Source organism: Kitasatospora sp. NPDC101183, assembly GCF_044767945.1.
GTDB lineage: Bacteria > Actinomycetota > Actinomycetes > Streptomycetales > Streptomycetaceae > Kitasatospora.
The window spans coordinates 94,657-110,221 of the sequence record NZ_JBIWOW010000021.1; the positions used below are offsets into that span (position 1 = coordinate 94,657).

A 15,565-nucleotide genomic window follows, 5' to 3' on the forward strand; every position below is an offset into this window, starting at 1 on the left:
CACTCCGGCGGGGCCCCGGAGTGGTGTCCGACTGACGGGTAGGGGCATGATTCTGAGCTGTCGACAGTCCACTGACGCCTCCGGAGCCCCCACCGGCACCCCGGAACCGCACCCCCCGGCGGCGTCACGCCGCACAGCCGCAGAGGAGAACAGCTGATGCCCGCAGGAGCCGCAGACCCGTCCAGCAACGGCCGGGCGCCCCACGAGGGCGAGCGTTCGGTGGGGCAGCTGTTCGCCGCGGCCACCGCCGACCTGTCCGCACTGGTCCACGACGAGATCGCGCTCGCCAAGGCCGAGATCCGCGCGGACGTGAAGCGCGGCGTCTCCGGCGGGGTCTTCATCGCCGTCGCCGGTGTGCTCGCCCTGGCCGCCATCCCGATGGTGAGCATCGCCATCGCCTTCGCCTTCCACTGGATGGGCGTGCCGCTCGGCTGGTCGTTCCTGCTCTCGGCCGTCCTCCACCTGATCCTCGCCGCGGTGGTCGGGTTCGTGGCCGTGCGCTTCTTCAAGCGCATCCAGAAGCCGGAGCGCACCATCGAGGGCGTCCAGAAAACCGCCGAGGTGCTGAAGAACGCCCGGCCGCGCCCGGCCACCCAGGAGGAGATCGACCGGGGACTGGGCCGCATCCCGTAGCCCCGCCCCGCGGCCCCCTGCCGCGCCGCCGTGGCCCCTGCCGTAGCCCCTGCCGTAGCCGCAACGCGCCCGGACCCGCCCTTGGCGAGTGCCGGGCGCGTCCGCGACGCGCGGATGTGACACGCTCTCGGTATGTCGCTCGACCAGCAGCCCCCGTCCGCGCGCCCGTCCGCCGGTTCCGGCCACGACTCCGCCCCCGGCAGCGGGGCCGACGCCGGGGCGGCGTGGAGCATCCGGCAGGGCGGCCCGTGGACGCACCGCGACCTCGCGGCCAACGGCGCCCGCTTCCACATCGCCGAGCTGGGCTCCGGCCCGCTGGTGCTGCTGGTGCACGGCTGGCCCGAGTACTGGTGGGCCTGGCGCCACCAGCTGACCGCCCTCGCCGAGGCGGGCTACCGGGCCGTCGCGCTCGACCTGCGGGGCATCGGCGGCAGCGACCGCACCCCGCGCGGGTACGACCCGGGCAACCTCGCCCTGGACATCACCGGCGTGATCCGCTCCCTCGGCGAGCAGCGGGCGCACCTCGTCGGCCACGCCTCCGGCGGCACCCTGGCCTGGGTGGCCGCGGTGATGCGGCCCTCCGTCATCCAGAGCCTCACCGTGGTGTCCGCCGCGCACCCCCGGGACCTGCGCCGGGCGCTGCTGACCGACCGCCGGCAGTTCGCCGCCTTCGAGCACGTGCTGGGCTTCCAGCGGCCGTGGATACCGGAACGCCGCCTGGTGGCGGACGACGCCGCGCTGGTCGGCCGCTACCTGGAGCAGTGGACGGGCCCGAACGTCCTGGACGAGACCGCCGTGCACGCGTACCGGCAGGCGATCCAGATCCCCAGCACCGCGCACTGCTCGATCGAGCCGTACCGCTGGCTGCTGCGCTCGCTGGCGCGGCCGGACGGCATCCAGTTCGCCCGGCGGATGAAGAAGCCGATCACCGCGCCGACCCTGCACGTCCAGGGCGCCTCGGACCCGGTGCTGCTCTCGCACACGGCGCTCGGCGGCGGCGAGTACGTGGCGGCGCCGTACCGCTGGCGGCTGCTGCCGGGGGTGGGGCACTTCCCGCACGAGGAGGCGCCGGAGGAGTTCACGGCGGAGCTGCTCGACTGGGTCGGCCGGCACAAGGCGTGAGCGGCCGCAGGCGGCCGGGACGCAAGGGTCGCCGGCCCCAACTCCCTTGATATTGCGCGGACATGACGCTCATATGACAAGCGCATAGGCCATTTTCGACACACCTCGGGCGGTTACTCCGACCGGCCCAGGGGCATCCATTCCGGTATGACCTGGATGCCCGATCGCGGCGGCGCCCCGAGCGGCCGACGCCACACCAGCCCCCAGCGTTCCACCCACCGCCCGGACTGGGCGGACGAGCTCGGCTTCGACACGGCCGAGCCCTCCCAGCGCGGCGCGCAGCGGCAGCTGGGCATCTCGCGCATCCTCGGCCGGCGCGCCCGCTGGGTGGGCGCGCGGCTGCGGCGCGAGACCTGAGGCCCCGCGCCGCCGCTCACCCGTCCGTACGGGCCGCCGGGTTCACCGTCGGTTGACGGTCAGTTGACGACCGTCGGCGACACGGCATCGGTTGACGGTCAGTTGACGACCGTCGGCGACACGGCATCGGTTGACGGTCAGTTGACGACCGTCGGCGACACCGCCGTGAACCAGAGCAGGACGAAGGTCGCCACCGACATGATCGGCACCAGCACCTTGGTCTCGACGTTGTTGCCGCTGCGCTTGATCAGCACGATCTCGTAGCGCTCCTTGTGCGGCCACAGCAGCGGCGCGCCCTTCTTCGTCAGGCAGTCGCCCAGCAGGTGCGCCAGCGTGCCCAGCGCCACCGCGTACGGCAGCCAGCCGGGCGAGTTGGGCATCCAGGTGTTCATCCCGAAGGTGCCCAGCGCGGACAGGCCGACGACGGTGAACCACGCCTCCGGGCCGTGGCCGGGCGGGCAGAGCCGCAGTGCCTTGATCGCCAGGGCCAGCAGGAAGAACGTCACCGAAAGGGTGAAGTAGCGCCCCAGGTAGGTGACGCCGGCCCAGGTGCCGCCGCCCATCAGCGCCACGAACAGCAGCGAGTGGGTGGCGTGCCGGTGGCCGCCGGAGATCCAGGCGACGAAGCGGCAGAGCGCCTTGGAGAGCGGGCCGAGGAAGTTGGCGATCGACCCGTCGTGGTGGTCGAGGTCCGGCAGCAGGGCCGCGCCCGCGCACAGCACCGTGCCCATCAGTATGTCCGCCGGCTGCAGCGTGGTGTGCAGCAGCAGCGGGGGCAGGAACGGGGCCGAGGCCGCGTACAGCATCGCCCCGCTCACCGCGTGCGAATGACCCATCATCGGACTGCCACGACCTCCCGTTCGCTCACTCCGGGACGGCACCCCGTTTGAGCCGAACGGGTGAGGCGCGGCTGAGGCTACCAGGCAGGACTGACGGAGCGACGGGAAGCAGGGCCGACCCGGCCCCCCGTCAGAGCGCGCAGCCCTGGGTGTCGACCCTGGTGCTCGCCGTGCTGCCCTGCTCCGCGTCCTCGCGCACCTCGGCGGAGGTCAGCACGTACCCGGTGTCGGCGCTGTCCAGCGACTTGGCGAACACCACGCCGTACACCTGGCCGTCCGGGGTGAGCAGCGGGCCGCCGCTGTTGCCCTGACGGACCACCGACCGTACGGAGTAGACGTCGCGGACCACCTGGCCGCGGTGGTAGATGTCCGGGCCGTTGGCCTGGATGCGGCCGCGGATGCGGGCCGGCTGGACGTTGAAGGCGCCGTTCTCCGGGAAGCCGGCGACGATCGCGCTGTCGTTGGTCTTCGCCTCGCCCGCGAAGGCCAGCGGCGGGGCGTTCAGCTTCGGCACGTCCAGGATCGCGATGTCGCGCTGCCAGTCGTAGCGGACGACCGTCGCGTCGTAGAGCTGGCCGACGCCGCCGATCTGCACCGTCGGCTCGTCGACCCCGCCGACCACGTGGGCGTTGGTCATCACCCGGTGCGGGGCGAAGACGAAGCCGCTGCCCTCCAGGGTCTTGCCGCAGGAGGTCGCGGTGCCGACCACCTTGACCAGGCTCTGCTTGGCCTTCGCCACCGCCGGGCTGGCGGCCAGGGCCGGGTCGGGCGTGTCGACCTGGGTGATCGGCTCGTGCTCGAAGGGGTTGAAGACCTGGGGGAAGCCGTTGCGGGCGAGCACCTTGGAGAAGTCGGAGAACCAGTTCGGGGCGTCCTCCGGCAGCGCGTTCTGGACGCCGGCCAGGATCTTCGAGGAGCGGACCTGCTTGGAGACCGTCGGCAGGGACGTTCCGGCCAGCGCCGAGCCGATCAGCCAGGCGACCAGCAGCATCGACAGCACGTTCACGGCGGCGCCGCCGGTCGCGTCCATCACCCGGGCCGGGCGGCGCTCGATGTGGCCGCGCAGCTTCCAGCCGAAGTGCGCGGTGACGGCCTGGCCGATCGCGGCGAAGACGATCACGACCACCACGGCCACCACCGAGGCCGTGGTGCCCGGGCTGAGGTGGTCCAGCAGCAGCGGAAGCAGTTGGACGGCCAGCAGGCCGCCACCGAGGAAGCCGACCAGCGACAGGATTCCCACCACGAACCCCTGCCGGTAGCCGGACACGGCGAATCCCACAGCGGCGGCGATCAGCAGCACATCCAGGACGTTCACCCCGACACCCTCCCACGGACGGGGGGCGGGCCGCTGGGACCTCCCCCCGCCCCGCCCGTCACGCGGTGCCGGTCTCGCCGCCCAGCAGCGCCCCGGAGTGGTCGAGGTCGCCCTGCACCAGGGCGAGGGCCTCGTCGGAGAGGGAGACGATCCGGGACGGGTCCCAGGGCAGCTCCAGGCCGCTGTGGTGCAGGACCCGGTCGATCACCCCGGCCGTGAAGCCCCACACCAGCCGCCCGGCCACGGCGAAGGCCGGGCCGATGTGCCCGGACGGGTGCCGCAGCCGCACCCGGTTCGCCGGGTCCGCCAGCTCGGCGATGGTCACCCGGAACACCGCGCCGGTCTCGCCCGCGTCCACCGGGCGCACCGGCGACTCCTCGCGCCACCAGCCCAGCACCGGGGTCACCACGAAGCGGCTCACCGGGATGAAGAGCCGGGGCAGCTCGGCGAACACCTGCACCCCGGCCGGGTCCAGGCCCGTCTCCTCCCACGCCTCGCGCAGCGCCGCCGCGATCGGGCCCGGGCCGGCCGGGTCGCCGTCCTCCGGGTCCAGCGAGCCGCCGGGGAAGGAGGGCTGGCCGGCGTGCGAGCGCAGCGATCGGGCCCGCTCGATCAGCAGCAGGTCCGGCCCGTCCGGGCCCTCGCCGAACAGCATCAGCACGGCGGCCGCCCGGCCGCCCTCGGTGGGCGGCAGGAAGCGGCTCAGCTGCTCGGGCAGCACCCGCTCGGCCGCCTCCCGCACGGGCTCCAGCCACTGCGGCAGGCCGTCCCGCTCGATGCCCCGGGCGCTCACGCCTCCACCGCCCGGTCCGCCGGGCGCCCCTGGTGGGCGGCGGCGTCGGCGCGGGCGGCGGCCTCGCCGGGGAAGTCCGCCGGCGGGCGCAGCCGCTGGCCGGGCCGGCCGCCCATCTCGTACTTGAGCAGCTTGGCCGCCTTCTCCGGGTCCGTCTCACCCTCCCCGTACGACGGGCACAGCGGCGCGATCGGGCAGGCGCCGCAGGCGGGCTTCCGGGAGTGGCAGATCCGGCGGCCGTGGAAGACGACGCGGTGGGAGAGCATCGTCCACTCGGACTTCGGGAAGATCTCGGCGACGGCCGCCTCGACCTTCACCGGGTCCTCCTCCGCCGTCCACCCGAACCGGCGGGCCAGCCGCCCGAAGTGGGTGTCCACGGTGATCCCGGGCACCCCGAAGGCGTTGCCGAGGACGACGTTGGCGGTCTTGCGGCCGACGCCGGGCAGGGTCACCAGGTCGGCGAGGCGGCCGGGGACCTCGCCGCCGAACTCGTCGCGCAGGGCGACCGAGAGGCCGATCAGCGACTTCGCCTTGTTCCGGAAGAACCCGGTCGGGCGGATGACCTCCTCCAGTTCCTCCGGGTTCGCCGCCGCCATGTCCTCGGGCGTCGGGTACTTCGCGAACAGGGCCGGGGTGGTCTGGTTGACCCGCAGGTCGGTGGTCTGCGCCGACAGCACGGTGGCCACCAGCAGCTCGAACGGGTTGTCGAAGTCCAGCTCCGGGTGCGCGTACGGGTACAGCTCCGCCAACTCGCGGTTGATCCGCCGCGCCCGCCGCACCATCGCCAGGTGCGACTCCGGCTTCCGGGGCTCGGGCGCTGCGGCCTTGCGGACCTTGCTCTCTGCCATGCACGAAGGCTACGCCGATCAACTCTCCACGCGTGACCGGTTTCACGCCGGAGCGGAGGGCCCGAGTCCGTCGATCCCGGGCCCGGCGCAGGGCCTCGTCCTCCACCAGCCGCAGGATGCGCCCTGCTGCTCCTGGAGCGGATGTCGGAGCGGTAGGTTGGCGAGTCGGCCTCAAGATCGACACGGGGCGGTGGCGCGAGGGCGGGAGGAGGGCGGGGTGGGGGAGGACGCGGGGCGCTGGGTCCGGGTGCCGGTCGGGGCGGAGGCGGGCCGGTGGGCCACCCGGGGGCGGTGCCGGACGGTGCTGCTGGTCGTCCACAACGTCACCTCGGCGACCCGGCTGCTGGACGTGCTGCCGCTGTTCCGGGACGACCTGCGGGTGCAGGTCCTGGCGACCTGCACCGGGTCCTCGCCGTTCCAAGCGGGGGTGGCGGAGCTGCTGGAGGCGACGGGGGTGCCGGTCCTGCCCTGGGAGCAGGCGCTCGCGACGCCGGTGGACCTGGCGATATCGGCCAGCTACGGGGGCCAACTCGACCATATCCAGGGGAAGTTGGTCGTCCTGTCACATGGGGTTGGATACAATAAGAAGCTCCCCACGCCGGACGCCGGACGCCGGACGCCGGACGCCGGGTGTCTTCGGCCTCGGCCCTGAGTCGGTCCTCTCCGACGACGGTGCGCCGATCGCGGACGCCATGGTGTTCTCCCATCCCGAGCAGATCGACCGCCTCGCCGCCTCCTGCCCCGAGGCGCTGCCCGCCGCCGTCCTCGCCGGCGACCCCTGCTACGACCGTCTCCTCACCGCCCGCCACCACCGCGACCGCTACCGCCGCGCCCTCGGCGTCCTCCCCGGCCAGCGGCTCCTCCTGCTGAACTCCACCTGGAACCCGACCGCCCTGTTCGGCGACGCCGGCCCCGAGGACGTCCTCCCCCTGCTCCTCCCCCGGCTGACCTCCGAACTCCCCGCCGACGAGTACCGGTTGGCCGCCGTCCTGCACCCCAACATCTGGCACGGGCACGGCCCCGGCCAGGTCCGGCTCTGGCTCGACCGGGCCCGCCGTGCCGGCCTCGCCCTCGTCGACCCCGTCGACGGCTGGCGCCAGGCCGTCGTCGCCGCCGACCTCGTCCTGGGCGACTACGGGTCCGTCAGCTACTACGCCGCCGCCCTCGGCACCCCCGTCCTGCTCGGCGCCCCGGGCCTGGAGGCGCTCGGCGAGACCTCCCCCGTCGCGGAGTTCGTCCGCACCGCGCCCCGCCTCGACCCGTACGGCGCGCTGCCGCCCCAGGTCGAGAAGCTGCTCGCCGAGCACCGGCCCCTGCCCGGCCCCGCCGAGTCGACCAGCTCCGCGCCCGGGCGCTCGGCGGCGCTGCTGCGCGGCCTGTTCCACCGGCTGATCGGCATCCCCGAACCGCCGGACCCCGCCGTGCTCGACCCGCTGCCGCTGCCCCCGTACGAGCCGCCGCTGCGCACGGCGCCGCTGCGGGTGCTCACCCGGACGGACGCGGACGGCGCCATCGCCGTACGGCGGTTCGCCGATCCCCGGTACGAGCCGGGGGGCGGGGACGACAACGGGGGGAGCCACCTCGCGGTGCACGAGGACACCCTCGACCCCGGCGTGCTGGACCTCGCCGACGTGGTCCTGCGGTACGGCGCGGCCGACGACCCGCGCCTCGGCCCGCCGCACGCCTGGGCCGCCGAGGTGCTGGCCCGCCACCGCGCGGCCTCGCTCGCCGCGTACGTCACCGGGCCGCGCGAGTGCCACGCGCTGCACCGCAGCGGGCTGCGGCTGCACCTGGCGGCGGAGGGCACAGGGCCCGCCGTCGACCCCGGCGCGTACGCCTCGGCGCTGCACGCACTGCTGGCCGAACGGTCGGACGCCCCGGAGGTGTTGACGGTGCGGGCCGGGGCGGTCGTTCAGCGGGTCACTGTCCGTGAGGAGCGCAGCGGTCCCGGAGGCCGTCCAGGTACCTGAGGTGGGCGGTGGCGTTCTCCCTGCGCAGCAGGGCGCTCGCCCGGTCGATCAGCGGGAGGGCGGCGGCGAAGTCGGCCTGGGCGCACAGCAGTTCGGCGAGGTCGGTGAGCACGCGGGCCGTGTTGTAGTCCTCCTGGAGGGTCTCCTGGAAGAACTCCAGTGCCGCGTCCAGCCGTTGCCGCGCCTCCTCGAATCGCGAGAGGCCGATCAGGGCCCGCCCCCGGTGGCGTTGCAGCAGTGCGCGGGCGCGCGGCAGGTCCTTCTCGCCGTCGTCGCCGGGCCCGATCCGGTCGAGCGCCCGGTCGGCCTCCTCGAAGCTCTCGAACGCGGACCGGAACCGCCACTGCCGCAACCGCAGCAGGCCGAGCGACTCGACGGCCGTCGCCTGCCCGCGCGGGTGCTCCGCCAGGGCCTCCACGTCCGCGGCGGCCCTCAGCTCGTTCTCGGCCTCGTCGTCGCGCATCGAGTCCATGTGCGCGAAGGCCAGTTGGACGTGCATGCGACCGGCCGTCCTGGTGCCGGCGAAGTGTTCGTCGGCGACGCGGACCCCGGCCCTCAGCGCGGGCATCAGGGCCTCGCCGCACCCCGTCTTGAGCTGGAGGGCCCAGAGCGCCTCGACGAGCGGGCAGACGAGCTCGACGAATCCGAACTCCTCGGCGGCGAGCACCGCTTCGACCAGGTTGTCCGACTCGGCGGCCAGCGCCTCGATCGCCGCGCCCGGATCGGCGTAGTCGCCCTTGCCGAACTGCTCGAAGAGCGCACTGACGTGCCAACGCCCCGCCAGGGCCGCGAAGTCGGCACGTACGGCGAAGCGCAGGCACCACTCCACCGCACGACGCACGGACGCCGCCGAACCGGCCATGCCGTCCTCGCGGCCCGCGAACTCCTGGGCATGGGCCAGCACGGCCGGGCGGTAGCGGTAGCGGCCGTCCTCGGTGGCCTCGAGCAGGTGCGCTTCGGCCAGTTCGGCGAGGAGCCGCTGCGCCTCGGCCTCCTCCACACCCGCCGCCGCGCCCGCCGCACCCGCGCCGAGGGCGGACCACGGCCGCAGCGCGCACAGCCGGTAGAACCTGGCGGCGTCCGGGGCGAGGAGGCCGTACGCGTCCTCGACCGCCACCCGTACGGGGGACGGCGCGTTCACCGCACCCGCCCGCCGGCCGACGGGCGTGCCGGAGGCCAGGTGCTCGGCCCGGGCCCGGAGCGCGAACGGGTTGCCCGCGCAGTCCTCCAGGAGCGCCGGAAGGGCCTCCCGGGCGGCCTTCATCGCCGGGCCTCCGACGAGCTTGGCGAGGAAGGACTTCGCGTCCTTGTGGGACAGCGGCTCGACCGGGATGGCGACGGCGTCCAGGCCCGTGAGCGGCCTGCGGGCGACGACCACGGTGAACACCCCGGGCGCCCCCGTGATCAGCGGCCTCACCTGGGCGGCGGATTGGGCGTGGTCGAGCACGACCAGCATCCGCCGGTCGGCGAGCAGGACGCGGTAGCGGTTGAGCCGCTCGTCCACCGTGAGGGGCATGGAGTCCGCCGGCAGGCCGAGCGCGGGGAGGAACCTCCGCAGGACGGTGGCCGCGGTCGGGGCGGTGCTCACCGAACCGCTCCGGAGGTCCACGTACAGCGTTCCGTCCGGGAACCTCTTGGCACCGTGGCCCCAGCGGTACGCGACGGTGCTGGTGCCGATGCCCTCCGGGCCGTGCAGGACCGCCACCTTGGGGAGCCCGTCCGGCTTGCGGGAGGCCTCACGGTCGAGCAGGGCCAGCGGGCGCTTGCGGTCGGTGAAGTGCCGGGTCGCTGTCGGCAGCTGCTCGGGCACCCCCTGGGCGCCCCCGCCCGTACCGGCGACGCTCATCAGGGCGGCCAGTTCCCTGGCGTGCGCGGGGCTGCGGCGGGCCTCGGCGACGAGCAGGGCGGCGAGCGCCTCCCGCTCGTCCGGCCCGGCGGGTGCCGGAACCTCGCGTCCCAGCACCCGCGATGTCACCACGCCCACGGTCTCCCAGAGCCGCTTGCCCATCTCGGTGGCCATGCTCGTGCCGGCCGCTGCCAAGAACGCCGTGACCGCCGACAACGACAGCGGATCCACCACACCACACCCCCGGTCGTACGTGGCGCAGGAGTTCGCCACCGCCCAGCCTGTTGCGTCCTGTTCAACCGTATCGCGCCGCGCCGCCCACCCCGGGCGAATCCCCCTTCGGGGTAACGGAACTGATCGCTAGCCCACGGTCCGCCTGGTCCAGCCGGGGCCGCCCGGCGGGGAGTCGTAGCCCGGGCGGCCGGTGGCGGAGCTGGTGCGGAAGGAGGTGCCGGAGTCGTCGACGCGCAGGACGCCGTGACGGGTGCCGCTGGACCAGTCGATGCTCAACTCCCAGCGGACGTCGTGGGCCTTGGTGTGCGCGGTGACGTAGAAGACCTCCGGGTCGGACTCGCTGACCTTGTACGGGAACGGGCGCTGGCCGTGGCTCGCCGTGGCGGTGGGGCTGCCCCGGTCGAGGTCCACGTCGAAGGCCTTGGACTCGACCCCGCCGCCGCAGCCGTTGCCCATCGCGTAGTCGTTCCAGGCCAGGGGCGCGGACTTGGAGACGATCCGGACGTTCAGCGCGTTCAGGACGACAGTGTCGGCGCCGGTGCCCTGCGCCGTCAGGGCGACCAGCTGCTCGTCGGAAGAGACCGCGCCGTACTTGGCGGCCCAGCTCCGGGCGTCCTGTTCGGCGGCGGGCGGGCCGACCTGGCCGGGTTCGCGGTGGACGAGGAAGTGCTGGCTGCACGGGTCGGAGTAGACGTACGGGCGGACGCGGACGGTGATCGGGGCGGGGCCGTCGTCGGCCTCCGGAGTGGTCGTGGTGGCGGTCGGGCTCGGGGTCTGGGCCTGGGCCTGGGTCGGAGCCGGTGGCGGTTCCGCCGCCGCGGACGGGGCCTCGGACGCGCTGGTGGTGGCGACGGCCGGGGCCACCGCCGTCCCGCCGCCGTCCTTCGGGGCCGGCCGGATCGCGAGCACCACCGCCGCGGCCAGGACGACCACGGCCGCCACGGAGGCGATCAGCGCCGTCCGGCGGCGGCGCGGCGAGCCGGGCGCGGTCCGCACCTCGACGGCCGCCGACCGGTCGATCTCCCCGGAGGCCTGGTCTGACGCGGACGCCGGCCTCGCGACCGCCGCCGCCCTGCGCCCGCGCCCCGAGTCCGCCAGGATCCACTGCCGGTGCAGCTCCACCAGCTCCTCCGGCGTCGCCCGGCAGGCCCGGGCCATCCGCTCCACCGGTGAGAACTCGGTGGGCACCGCCGTCCCGTTGCAGTACCGGTGCAGCGTCGAGGTGCTCATGTGCAGCCGCTTGGCGAGCGTTCCGTAGCTCAGCCCCGAGCGCTCCTTGAGCCCGCTCAGCAGCCGCGCGAACTCCGCCGCCCCCTCGGTCCCCGCCGTTCCCGTCTCCCCCGACACCCCGTGCCTCCGATCGCCCAGCGTCCCGTTCCACCGTTCCAGGCTCAGCCGTTTCCCCTGTTCAGAGCCCGTATCGGCGTTCCAACGTACCGAGTTCGCCGCCAGCCGTAGCGGCTGGGACGAACCACCTCACAAGCTTCGGTCATCCAAGCGCCACACCGTACCCGGAAGGCCCGCCGACATGCCGATCGCCCGAACCCGCCGCCTGGCCGTCGCCTCCGCGACCGCCGCACTCGCGGCGCTCTCGCTGACCGCCTGTCAGGAGGCCCCGGGCCCCGACGCCGCCCCCTCGCCCAAGGCGCCCGTCGGCAGGACCGCCGACCACCACATCGTCAGGCACCTGCCGCGCCTGCTCCTCCCCCGGTGACCTCCGGAGCCTCGAAGACCGCTGACGCCGCCTCACGAACCACGACCGAAGGAGCCACCACCATGAGCAGCACCCGCCGGATCGCCCGTCTCGTCACCGCCTTCGCCGGCGCCGCCCTCCAGGTCGCCATCCTCGGCACCACGGACACCATCGCCCGGGAGGCCGGGGTCCGCCGGCGCCGTCGCGGCTGAGCCGACCGCGCGGGCGGCCGTGTCCTACCCTTCGAAGGCCGATTGACCGATGGGCCGATGGGCCGATGGGCCGGTCCGATCCGAGGGGGAGCACCATGAGCACCGACAGCACCGACGACTTCCGTGACGTCCCGACCACCACCCTGGCCGACGTCCTCGGCCGCGCCCAGGTGATGGACATCGGCATCCGCCCGCTGTGGACGGGCGGGCCCCGGGTGGCCGGCCCGGCGTTCACCGTCCGCTGCCCGGCCGGCGACAACCTGATGCTGCACGCCGCGATCCACCGGGCCGGGCCCGGCGCGGTGATCGTCGTCGAGTCCGGCGACCTCGACCACGCCCTGGCCGGCGGCAACGTCTGCGCCGTCGCGCAGCGCCGGGGCGTCGCCGCCTTCGTCGCGGACGGCCTGATCCGCGACCTCGGCGAGGTCCGGGAGCTCGGCTTCCCCGTGTACGCCCGGGGCGTGATCCCGATCCCCGGCGCGAAGGAGGCCCTGGGCACCCACGGCGAGGAGGTGCTCTGCGGCGGCGTGACGGTCGGGGCCGGTGACGTCGTGGTGGCCGACGAGGAGGGCGTGGTGGTCGTGCCCGCCGCCCGGCGGGCCGAGGTGCTGGCCGCCGCGCGGGCGAAGCTGGCCAAGGAGGCCGCCGAGACGCTGGACGACTGGGAGGCCGCGCACCGCGCCCGGATCGACCGCAGCCTCGCCGAACTGGGCTTCACCGGCTGAGCCGGGGAGGGTCCGCCGCCGTTCGAATCCGTCGATCACATGTTCGACGAAGAGGGTCCGGCGGGCGCCGTCCATGGTGACCCGCCGGTACGAATGGCCCCGCGCAGCACACCTCCCCACACCCCCTCCTCATATGATCGGAGCGACATGCGCCATGCTTGGTGATGCAGAACACTGAACGGAACTTGCGCCGGACGGCCCACCCGCCCGAAGGCCGAGAAGGAGGAAGCACGTGGACGACGTTCTGCGGCGCGCCGCACTCTTCGCGGCACTCGACGACGAACAGGCCGGCGAGCTGCGCGCTTCCATGACCGAGGTCACCCTCGCCCGTGGTGAGTCGCTGTTCCACGAGGGCGACCCGGGCGACCGGCTGTACGTCGTCGCCGAGGGCAAGGTCAAGCTGCACCGTGCCTCGCCGGACGGCCGCGAGAACATGCTCGCCGTGCTCGGCCCCAGCGAGATGATCGGCGAGCTGTCGCTGTTCGACCCGGGCCCGCGCACCGCCACCGCGAGCGCGCTGACCGAGGTCAAGCTGCTCGGCCTGGGCCACGGCGACCTGCAGCCCTGGCTGCACGCCCGCCCCGAGGTCTCCATCGCGCTGCTGCGGGCCATCGCCCGCCGTCTGCGCCGGACCAACGACGTGATGTCCGACCTGGTCTTCTCCGACGTGCCCGGCCGCGTCGCCAAGGCCCTGCTGGACCTCTCCCGCCGCTTCGGCGTGCAGTCCGAGGAGGGCATCCACGTCGCCCACGACCTCACCCAGGAGGAGCTGGCCCAGCTGGTCGGCGCCTCCCGCGAGACGGTCAACAAGGCGCTCGCCGACTTCGCCGGCCGCGGCTGGCTCAAGCTGGAGGCCCGCGCGGTCGTCCTGCTGGACGTCGAGCGGCTGTCGCGGCGCTCGCGCTGACGCGCCCACCCGCTGAACCTCGAAGGGCCGGTCCCCGCGGACCGGCCCTTCGGTGTTTCAGCAGGTCACCAGTCCTGCTCGGGGATCAGCCCGTGGTCCCGCAGGTAGTCCAGCTGGGCCCGTACCGACAGTTCGGCGGCCGGCCACAGCGCCCGGTCGACGTCGGCGTAGACCCGGGCCACCACCTCGGCGGAGGTGCGGCAGCCCGCCTCCACGGCGGTCTCCACCTGGGCGAGCCGGGCGGCCCGGTGGGCCAGGTAGTAGTCGACGGCGCCGAGCGCGTCCGCGAGCACCGGGCCGTGCCCGGGCAGGACGGTCCGCACGCCGTGGTGGGAGGCCATCGTGTGCAGGTGGCGCAGGGAGTCCAGGTAGTCGCCGAGCCGCCCGTCCGGGTGGGCGACCATCGTGGTGCCCCGGCCGAGCACGGTGTCCCCGGTGAGGACGGCGCCGTCCTCGGGGAGGTGGAAGGTCAGCGAGTCCGAGGTGTGGCCGGGGGTGGCGACCACCCGCAGGTCCAGTCCGCCGACGTCCAGGCGCTGGCCGCCGACCAGGCCCTCGGAGCCCAGGCGGTGCGCCGGGTCCAGGGCCCGCACCTCGCTGCCGGTCAGTTCGGCGAAGCGGGCCGCGCCCTCGGAGTGGTCGGCGTGGCCGTGGGTGAGCAGGGTCAGCGCGATGCGTTGGCCGCGCTCCTCGGCGAGGTCGATCACCCGGCGCAGGTGGCCCTCGTGCAGCGGGCCCGGGTCGATCACCACCGCGAGGTCCGAGCCGGGCTCGGCGAGCAGCCAGGTGTTGGTGCCGTCCAGCGTCATCGGGGACGGGTTCGGCGCCAGTACGCACAGCGCACGGGGGGTGGCCTCGCCGCCGATGGCGGCGGCGGGGTCACCGGGCAGAAGACTCATCGACCACTCTCGGCATCACGGTGCAGGACCCTCAGGGGCAGGGCCCGGACGAGGGCGCGCTGGGCGACCTCGACGAAGGACACCGGCTCGGCGGCCGGGGCGCGGGAGGTCAGGCGGCGGGCGGGCAGCACGGCGGCGGTCCGGCGAACCACGTCGTTGTGGGCCATCGGGCGTCGTCCTTTCTGTTCGGCGTACTCGGATCTGTTCGGCGTACTCGGAGTACTCGTGCACTCAGACGTACAGGCATCAGCGGGAGAACGTTCAGGAGCCCTCGGGGAACTCCCCGTCGATGGTCAGTTCGTCGTACCCCGGCCAACGCACGGTCAGCCGGTCCCCTCGCACCTCGGCGCGGCCGAGCACCGGCTCCAGCCGACGCCCGGCCGCCGCGGCCAGCGCCTCGGCGGCGCTGCGGGCGGGCGACAACTCGCGCAGGACGGTCACGGTCGGCGGCAGCATCCCGAACCGGCCCTCCGCGTGGCCCCGGACGGCCTCGGCCGGGGTGAGCCAGGCGACGCGGTCGGCCTCGCCGACCTCCAGCGCCGCGTCCTGCCCGGGCGGCAGCGCGGCGACGAAGAACCAGGTGTCGTACCGGCGCTCCTCGAACTCCGGGGTGATCCAGCGCGCCCAGCCGCCCAGCAGGTCGCTGCGCAGCACCAGGCCGTGGTCGCGGAGGAACTCGGCGAAGGAGAGCTCGTGCGCCTCCAGCGCGGCCCGCTCGGCGGACCAGTCGCGGGGCGCGGCCACGCCCTCGGCGTCGGGGCCGGCCAGCAGCACGCCGGCCTCCTCGAAGGTCTCGCGGACGGCCGCGCAGACCACCGCCCGCGCCGTCGGGGCGTCCACCCCGAGGCGCTCGGCCCACTGCTCGGGCGTCGGCCCGGCCCAGCCGGTCTCGACCTCGGCATCGCGCGGGTCGACCCCGCCGCCGGGGTAGGCGTACATCCCGGCCGCGAAGGCCATCGACGTGCGCCGCCGCAGCAGGTACGCCTGCGGGCCGTCCGCCGCGTCGCGCAGCAGCACGACGGTCGCGGCGAGCCGGGGCACCGGCGGGGTCAGCACGCCGGAGTCGACCGCCCGGATGCGGGCGGGCCAGCCGGGCGGCATCGGGAGCGTCGTCGCTCGATGGTCCATGCCCGGATGCTAAGCGCACGGAGGCGGGGTTGGACAGGGCCGAA

Annotated in this window: 18 protein-coding genes; 9 read left to right on the plus strand and 9 right to left on the minus strand. The window is 74.4% G+C overall.

The genetic code is table 11. From position 1 onward, the window contains the following. Positions 1-156 precede the first annotated feature (156 nt). The 3 genes from ACIRRS_RS27425 (at position 157) to ACIRRS_RS27435 (ending at position 2,112) form a co-directional block, all read left to right on the plus strand. Positions 157-633 carry a phage holin family protein gene (locus ACIRRS_RS27425; RefSeq protein WP_402975945.1) on the plus strand — a complete coding sequence of 159 codons (477 nt, stop codon included), beginning with the start codon at positions 157-159 and terminating at the stop codon, positions 631-633. Positions 634-765: 132 nt separating this feature from the next. After that, positions 766-1,755, plus strand: coding sequence for an alpha/beta fold hydrolase (locus ACIRRS_RS27430; protein ID WP_402975947.1), 990 nt, complete (start codon positions 766-768; stop codon positions 1,753-1,755). Positions 1,756-1,902: 147 nt separating this feature from the next. Then, entirely contained in the window at positions 1,903-2,112 is a 210-nt protein-coding gene (locus ACIRRS_RS27435) for a hypothetical protein (RefSeq protein WP_402975949.1), read from the plus strand. 137 nt (positions 2,113-2,249) lie between these two features. Here the strand turns inward: ACIRRS_RS27435 and ACIRRS_RS27440 are convergent, their stop codons facing one another. From ACIRRS_RS27440 to nth, 4 genes are all read right to left on the minus strand, one after another. Then, positions 2,250-2,951, minus strand: a complete 702-nt coding sequence (locus ACIRRS_RS27440; protein WP_402975951.1) for a metal-dependent hydrolase — start codon at positions 2,949-2,951, stop codon at positions 2,250-2,252. A gap of 130 nt (positions 2,952-3,081) precedes the next feature. Further along, entirely contained in the window at positions 3,082-4,266 is a 1,185-nt protein-coding gene (locus ACIRRS_RS27445; RefSeq protein WP_402975953.1) for a MarP family serine protease, read from the minus strand. A gap of 58 nt (positions 4,267-4,324) precedes the next feature. Then, positions 4,325-5,059: an NUDIX hydrolase gene (locus ACIRRS_RS27450; RefSeq protein ID WP_402975955.1), complete on the minus strand. Its 735-nt coding sequence runs from the start codon at positions 5,057-5,059 to the stop codon at positions 4,325-4,327. Further along, positions 5,056-5,907 (minus strand): endonuclease III, encoded by an 852-nt coding sequence (nth, locus tag ACIRRS_RS27455; RefSeq protein WP_402975956.1) that lies wholly within the window; start codon positions 5,905-5,907, stop codon positions 5,056-5,058. The genes ACIRRS_RS27450 and nth overlap by 4 nt, the downstream gene beginning before the upstream one ends. A 217-nt stretch (positions 5,908-6,124) precedes the next feature. Here nth and ACIRRS_RS27460 point away from each other — a divergent pair, with 217 nt between their 5' ends. Continuing rightward, positions 6,125-6,559 carry a hypothetical protein gene (locus tag ACIRRS_RS27460; RefSeq protein WP_402975957.1) on the plus strand — a complete coding sequence of 145 codons (435 nt, stop codon included), beginning with the start codon at positions 6,125-6,127 and terminating at the stop codon, positions 6,557-6,559. Positions 6,560-6,599: 40 nt separating this feature from the next. Next, on the plus strand, positions 6,600-7,877 hold the full coding sequence (locus ACIRRS_RS27465; protein ID WP_402975959.1) for a hypothetical protein: 1,278 nt from the start codon (positions 6,600-6,602) through the stop codon (positions 7,875-7,877). Here ACIRRS_RS27465 and ACIRRS_RS27470 read toward each other — a convergent pair. Next, a complete protein-coding gene (locus tag ACIRRS_RS27470; RefSeq protein WP_402975960.1) occupies positions 7,828-9,897 on the minus strand; it encodes a tetratricopeptide repeat protein in 2,070 nt (689 codons plus the stop codon). The genes ACIRRS_RS27465 and ACIRRS_RS27470 overlap by 50 nt on opposite strands. A 186-nt stretch (positions 9,898-10,083) precedes the next feature. Continuing rightward, positions 10,084-11,304: a helix-turn-helix domain-containing protein gene (locus tag ACIRRS_RS27475; RefSeq protein ID WP_402975961.1), complete on the minus strand. Its 1,221-nt coding sequence runs from the start codon at positions 11,302-11,304 to the stop codon at positions 10,084-10,086. Between the two features lie 181 nt (positions 11,305-11,485). On the opposite strand from ACIRRS_RS27475, the gene ACIRRS_RS27480 reads away from it, so the two are divergent. The 4 genes from ACIRRS_RS27480 (at position 11,486) to ACIRRS_RS27495 (ending at position 13,494) form a co-directional block, all read left to right on the plus strand. Beyond that, positions 11,486-11,671 (plus strand): hypothetical protein, encoded by a 186-nt coding sequence (locus tag ACIRRS_RS27480; RefSeq protein ID WP_402975963.1) that lies wholly within the window; start codon positions 11,486-11,488, stop codon positions 11,669-11,671. 62 nt (positions 11,672-11,733) lie between these two features. Next, positions 11,734-11,862: a hypothetical protein gene (locus ACIRRS_RS27485; RefSeq protein ID WP_402975965.1), complete on the plus strand. Its 129-nt coding sequence runs from the start codon at positions 11,734-11,736 to the stop codon at positions 11,860-11,862. Between the two features lie 95 nt (positions 11,863-11,957). Beyond that, entirely contained in the window at positions 11,958-12,587 is a 630-nt protein-coding gene (locus tag ACIRRS_RS27490) for an RraA family protein (RefSeq protein WP_402975967.1), read from the plus strand. Between the two features lie 232 nt (positions 12,588-12,819). Further along, the gene (locus ACIRRS_RS27495; RefSeq protein WP_030288117.1) at positions 12,820-13,494 is read left to right on the plus strand and encodes a Crp/Fnr family transcriptional regulator; all 675 of its coding nucleotides are present in this window, start codon (positions 12,820-12,822) and stop codon (positions 13,492-13,494) included. A 65-nt stretch (positions 13,495-13,559) separates the two neighbouring features. On the opposite strand, the gene ACIRRS_RS27500 is transcribed toward ACIRRS_RS27495, so the two are convergent. From ACIRRS_RS27500 to ACIRRS_RS27510, 3 genes are all read right to left on the minus strand, one after another. Next, the gene (locus tag ACIRRS_RS27500) at positions 13,560-14,393 is read right to left on the minus strand and encodes an MBL fold metallo-hydrolase (protein ID WP_402975969.1); all 834 of its coding nucleotides are present in this window, start codon (positions 14,391-14,393) and stop codon (positions 13,560-13,562) included. Continuing rightward, positions 14,390-14,560, minus strand: coding sequence for a hypothetical protein (locus ACIRRS_RS27505; RefSeq protein WP_402975971.1), 171 nt, complete (start codon positions 14,558-14,560; stop codon positions 14,390-14,392). Before ACIRRS_RS27505 ends, ACIRRS_RS27500 begins: the two co-directional genes overlap by 4 nt. Positions 14,561-14,654: 94 nt before the next feature. Further along, entirely contained in the window at positions 14,655-15,521 is an 867-nt protein-coding gene (locus tag ACIRRS_RS27510; protein ID WP_402975973.1) for an NUDIX hydrolase, read from the minus strand. Between the last annotated feature and the right edge of the window lie 44 nt (positions 15,522-15,565).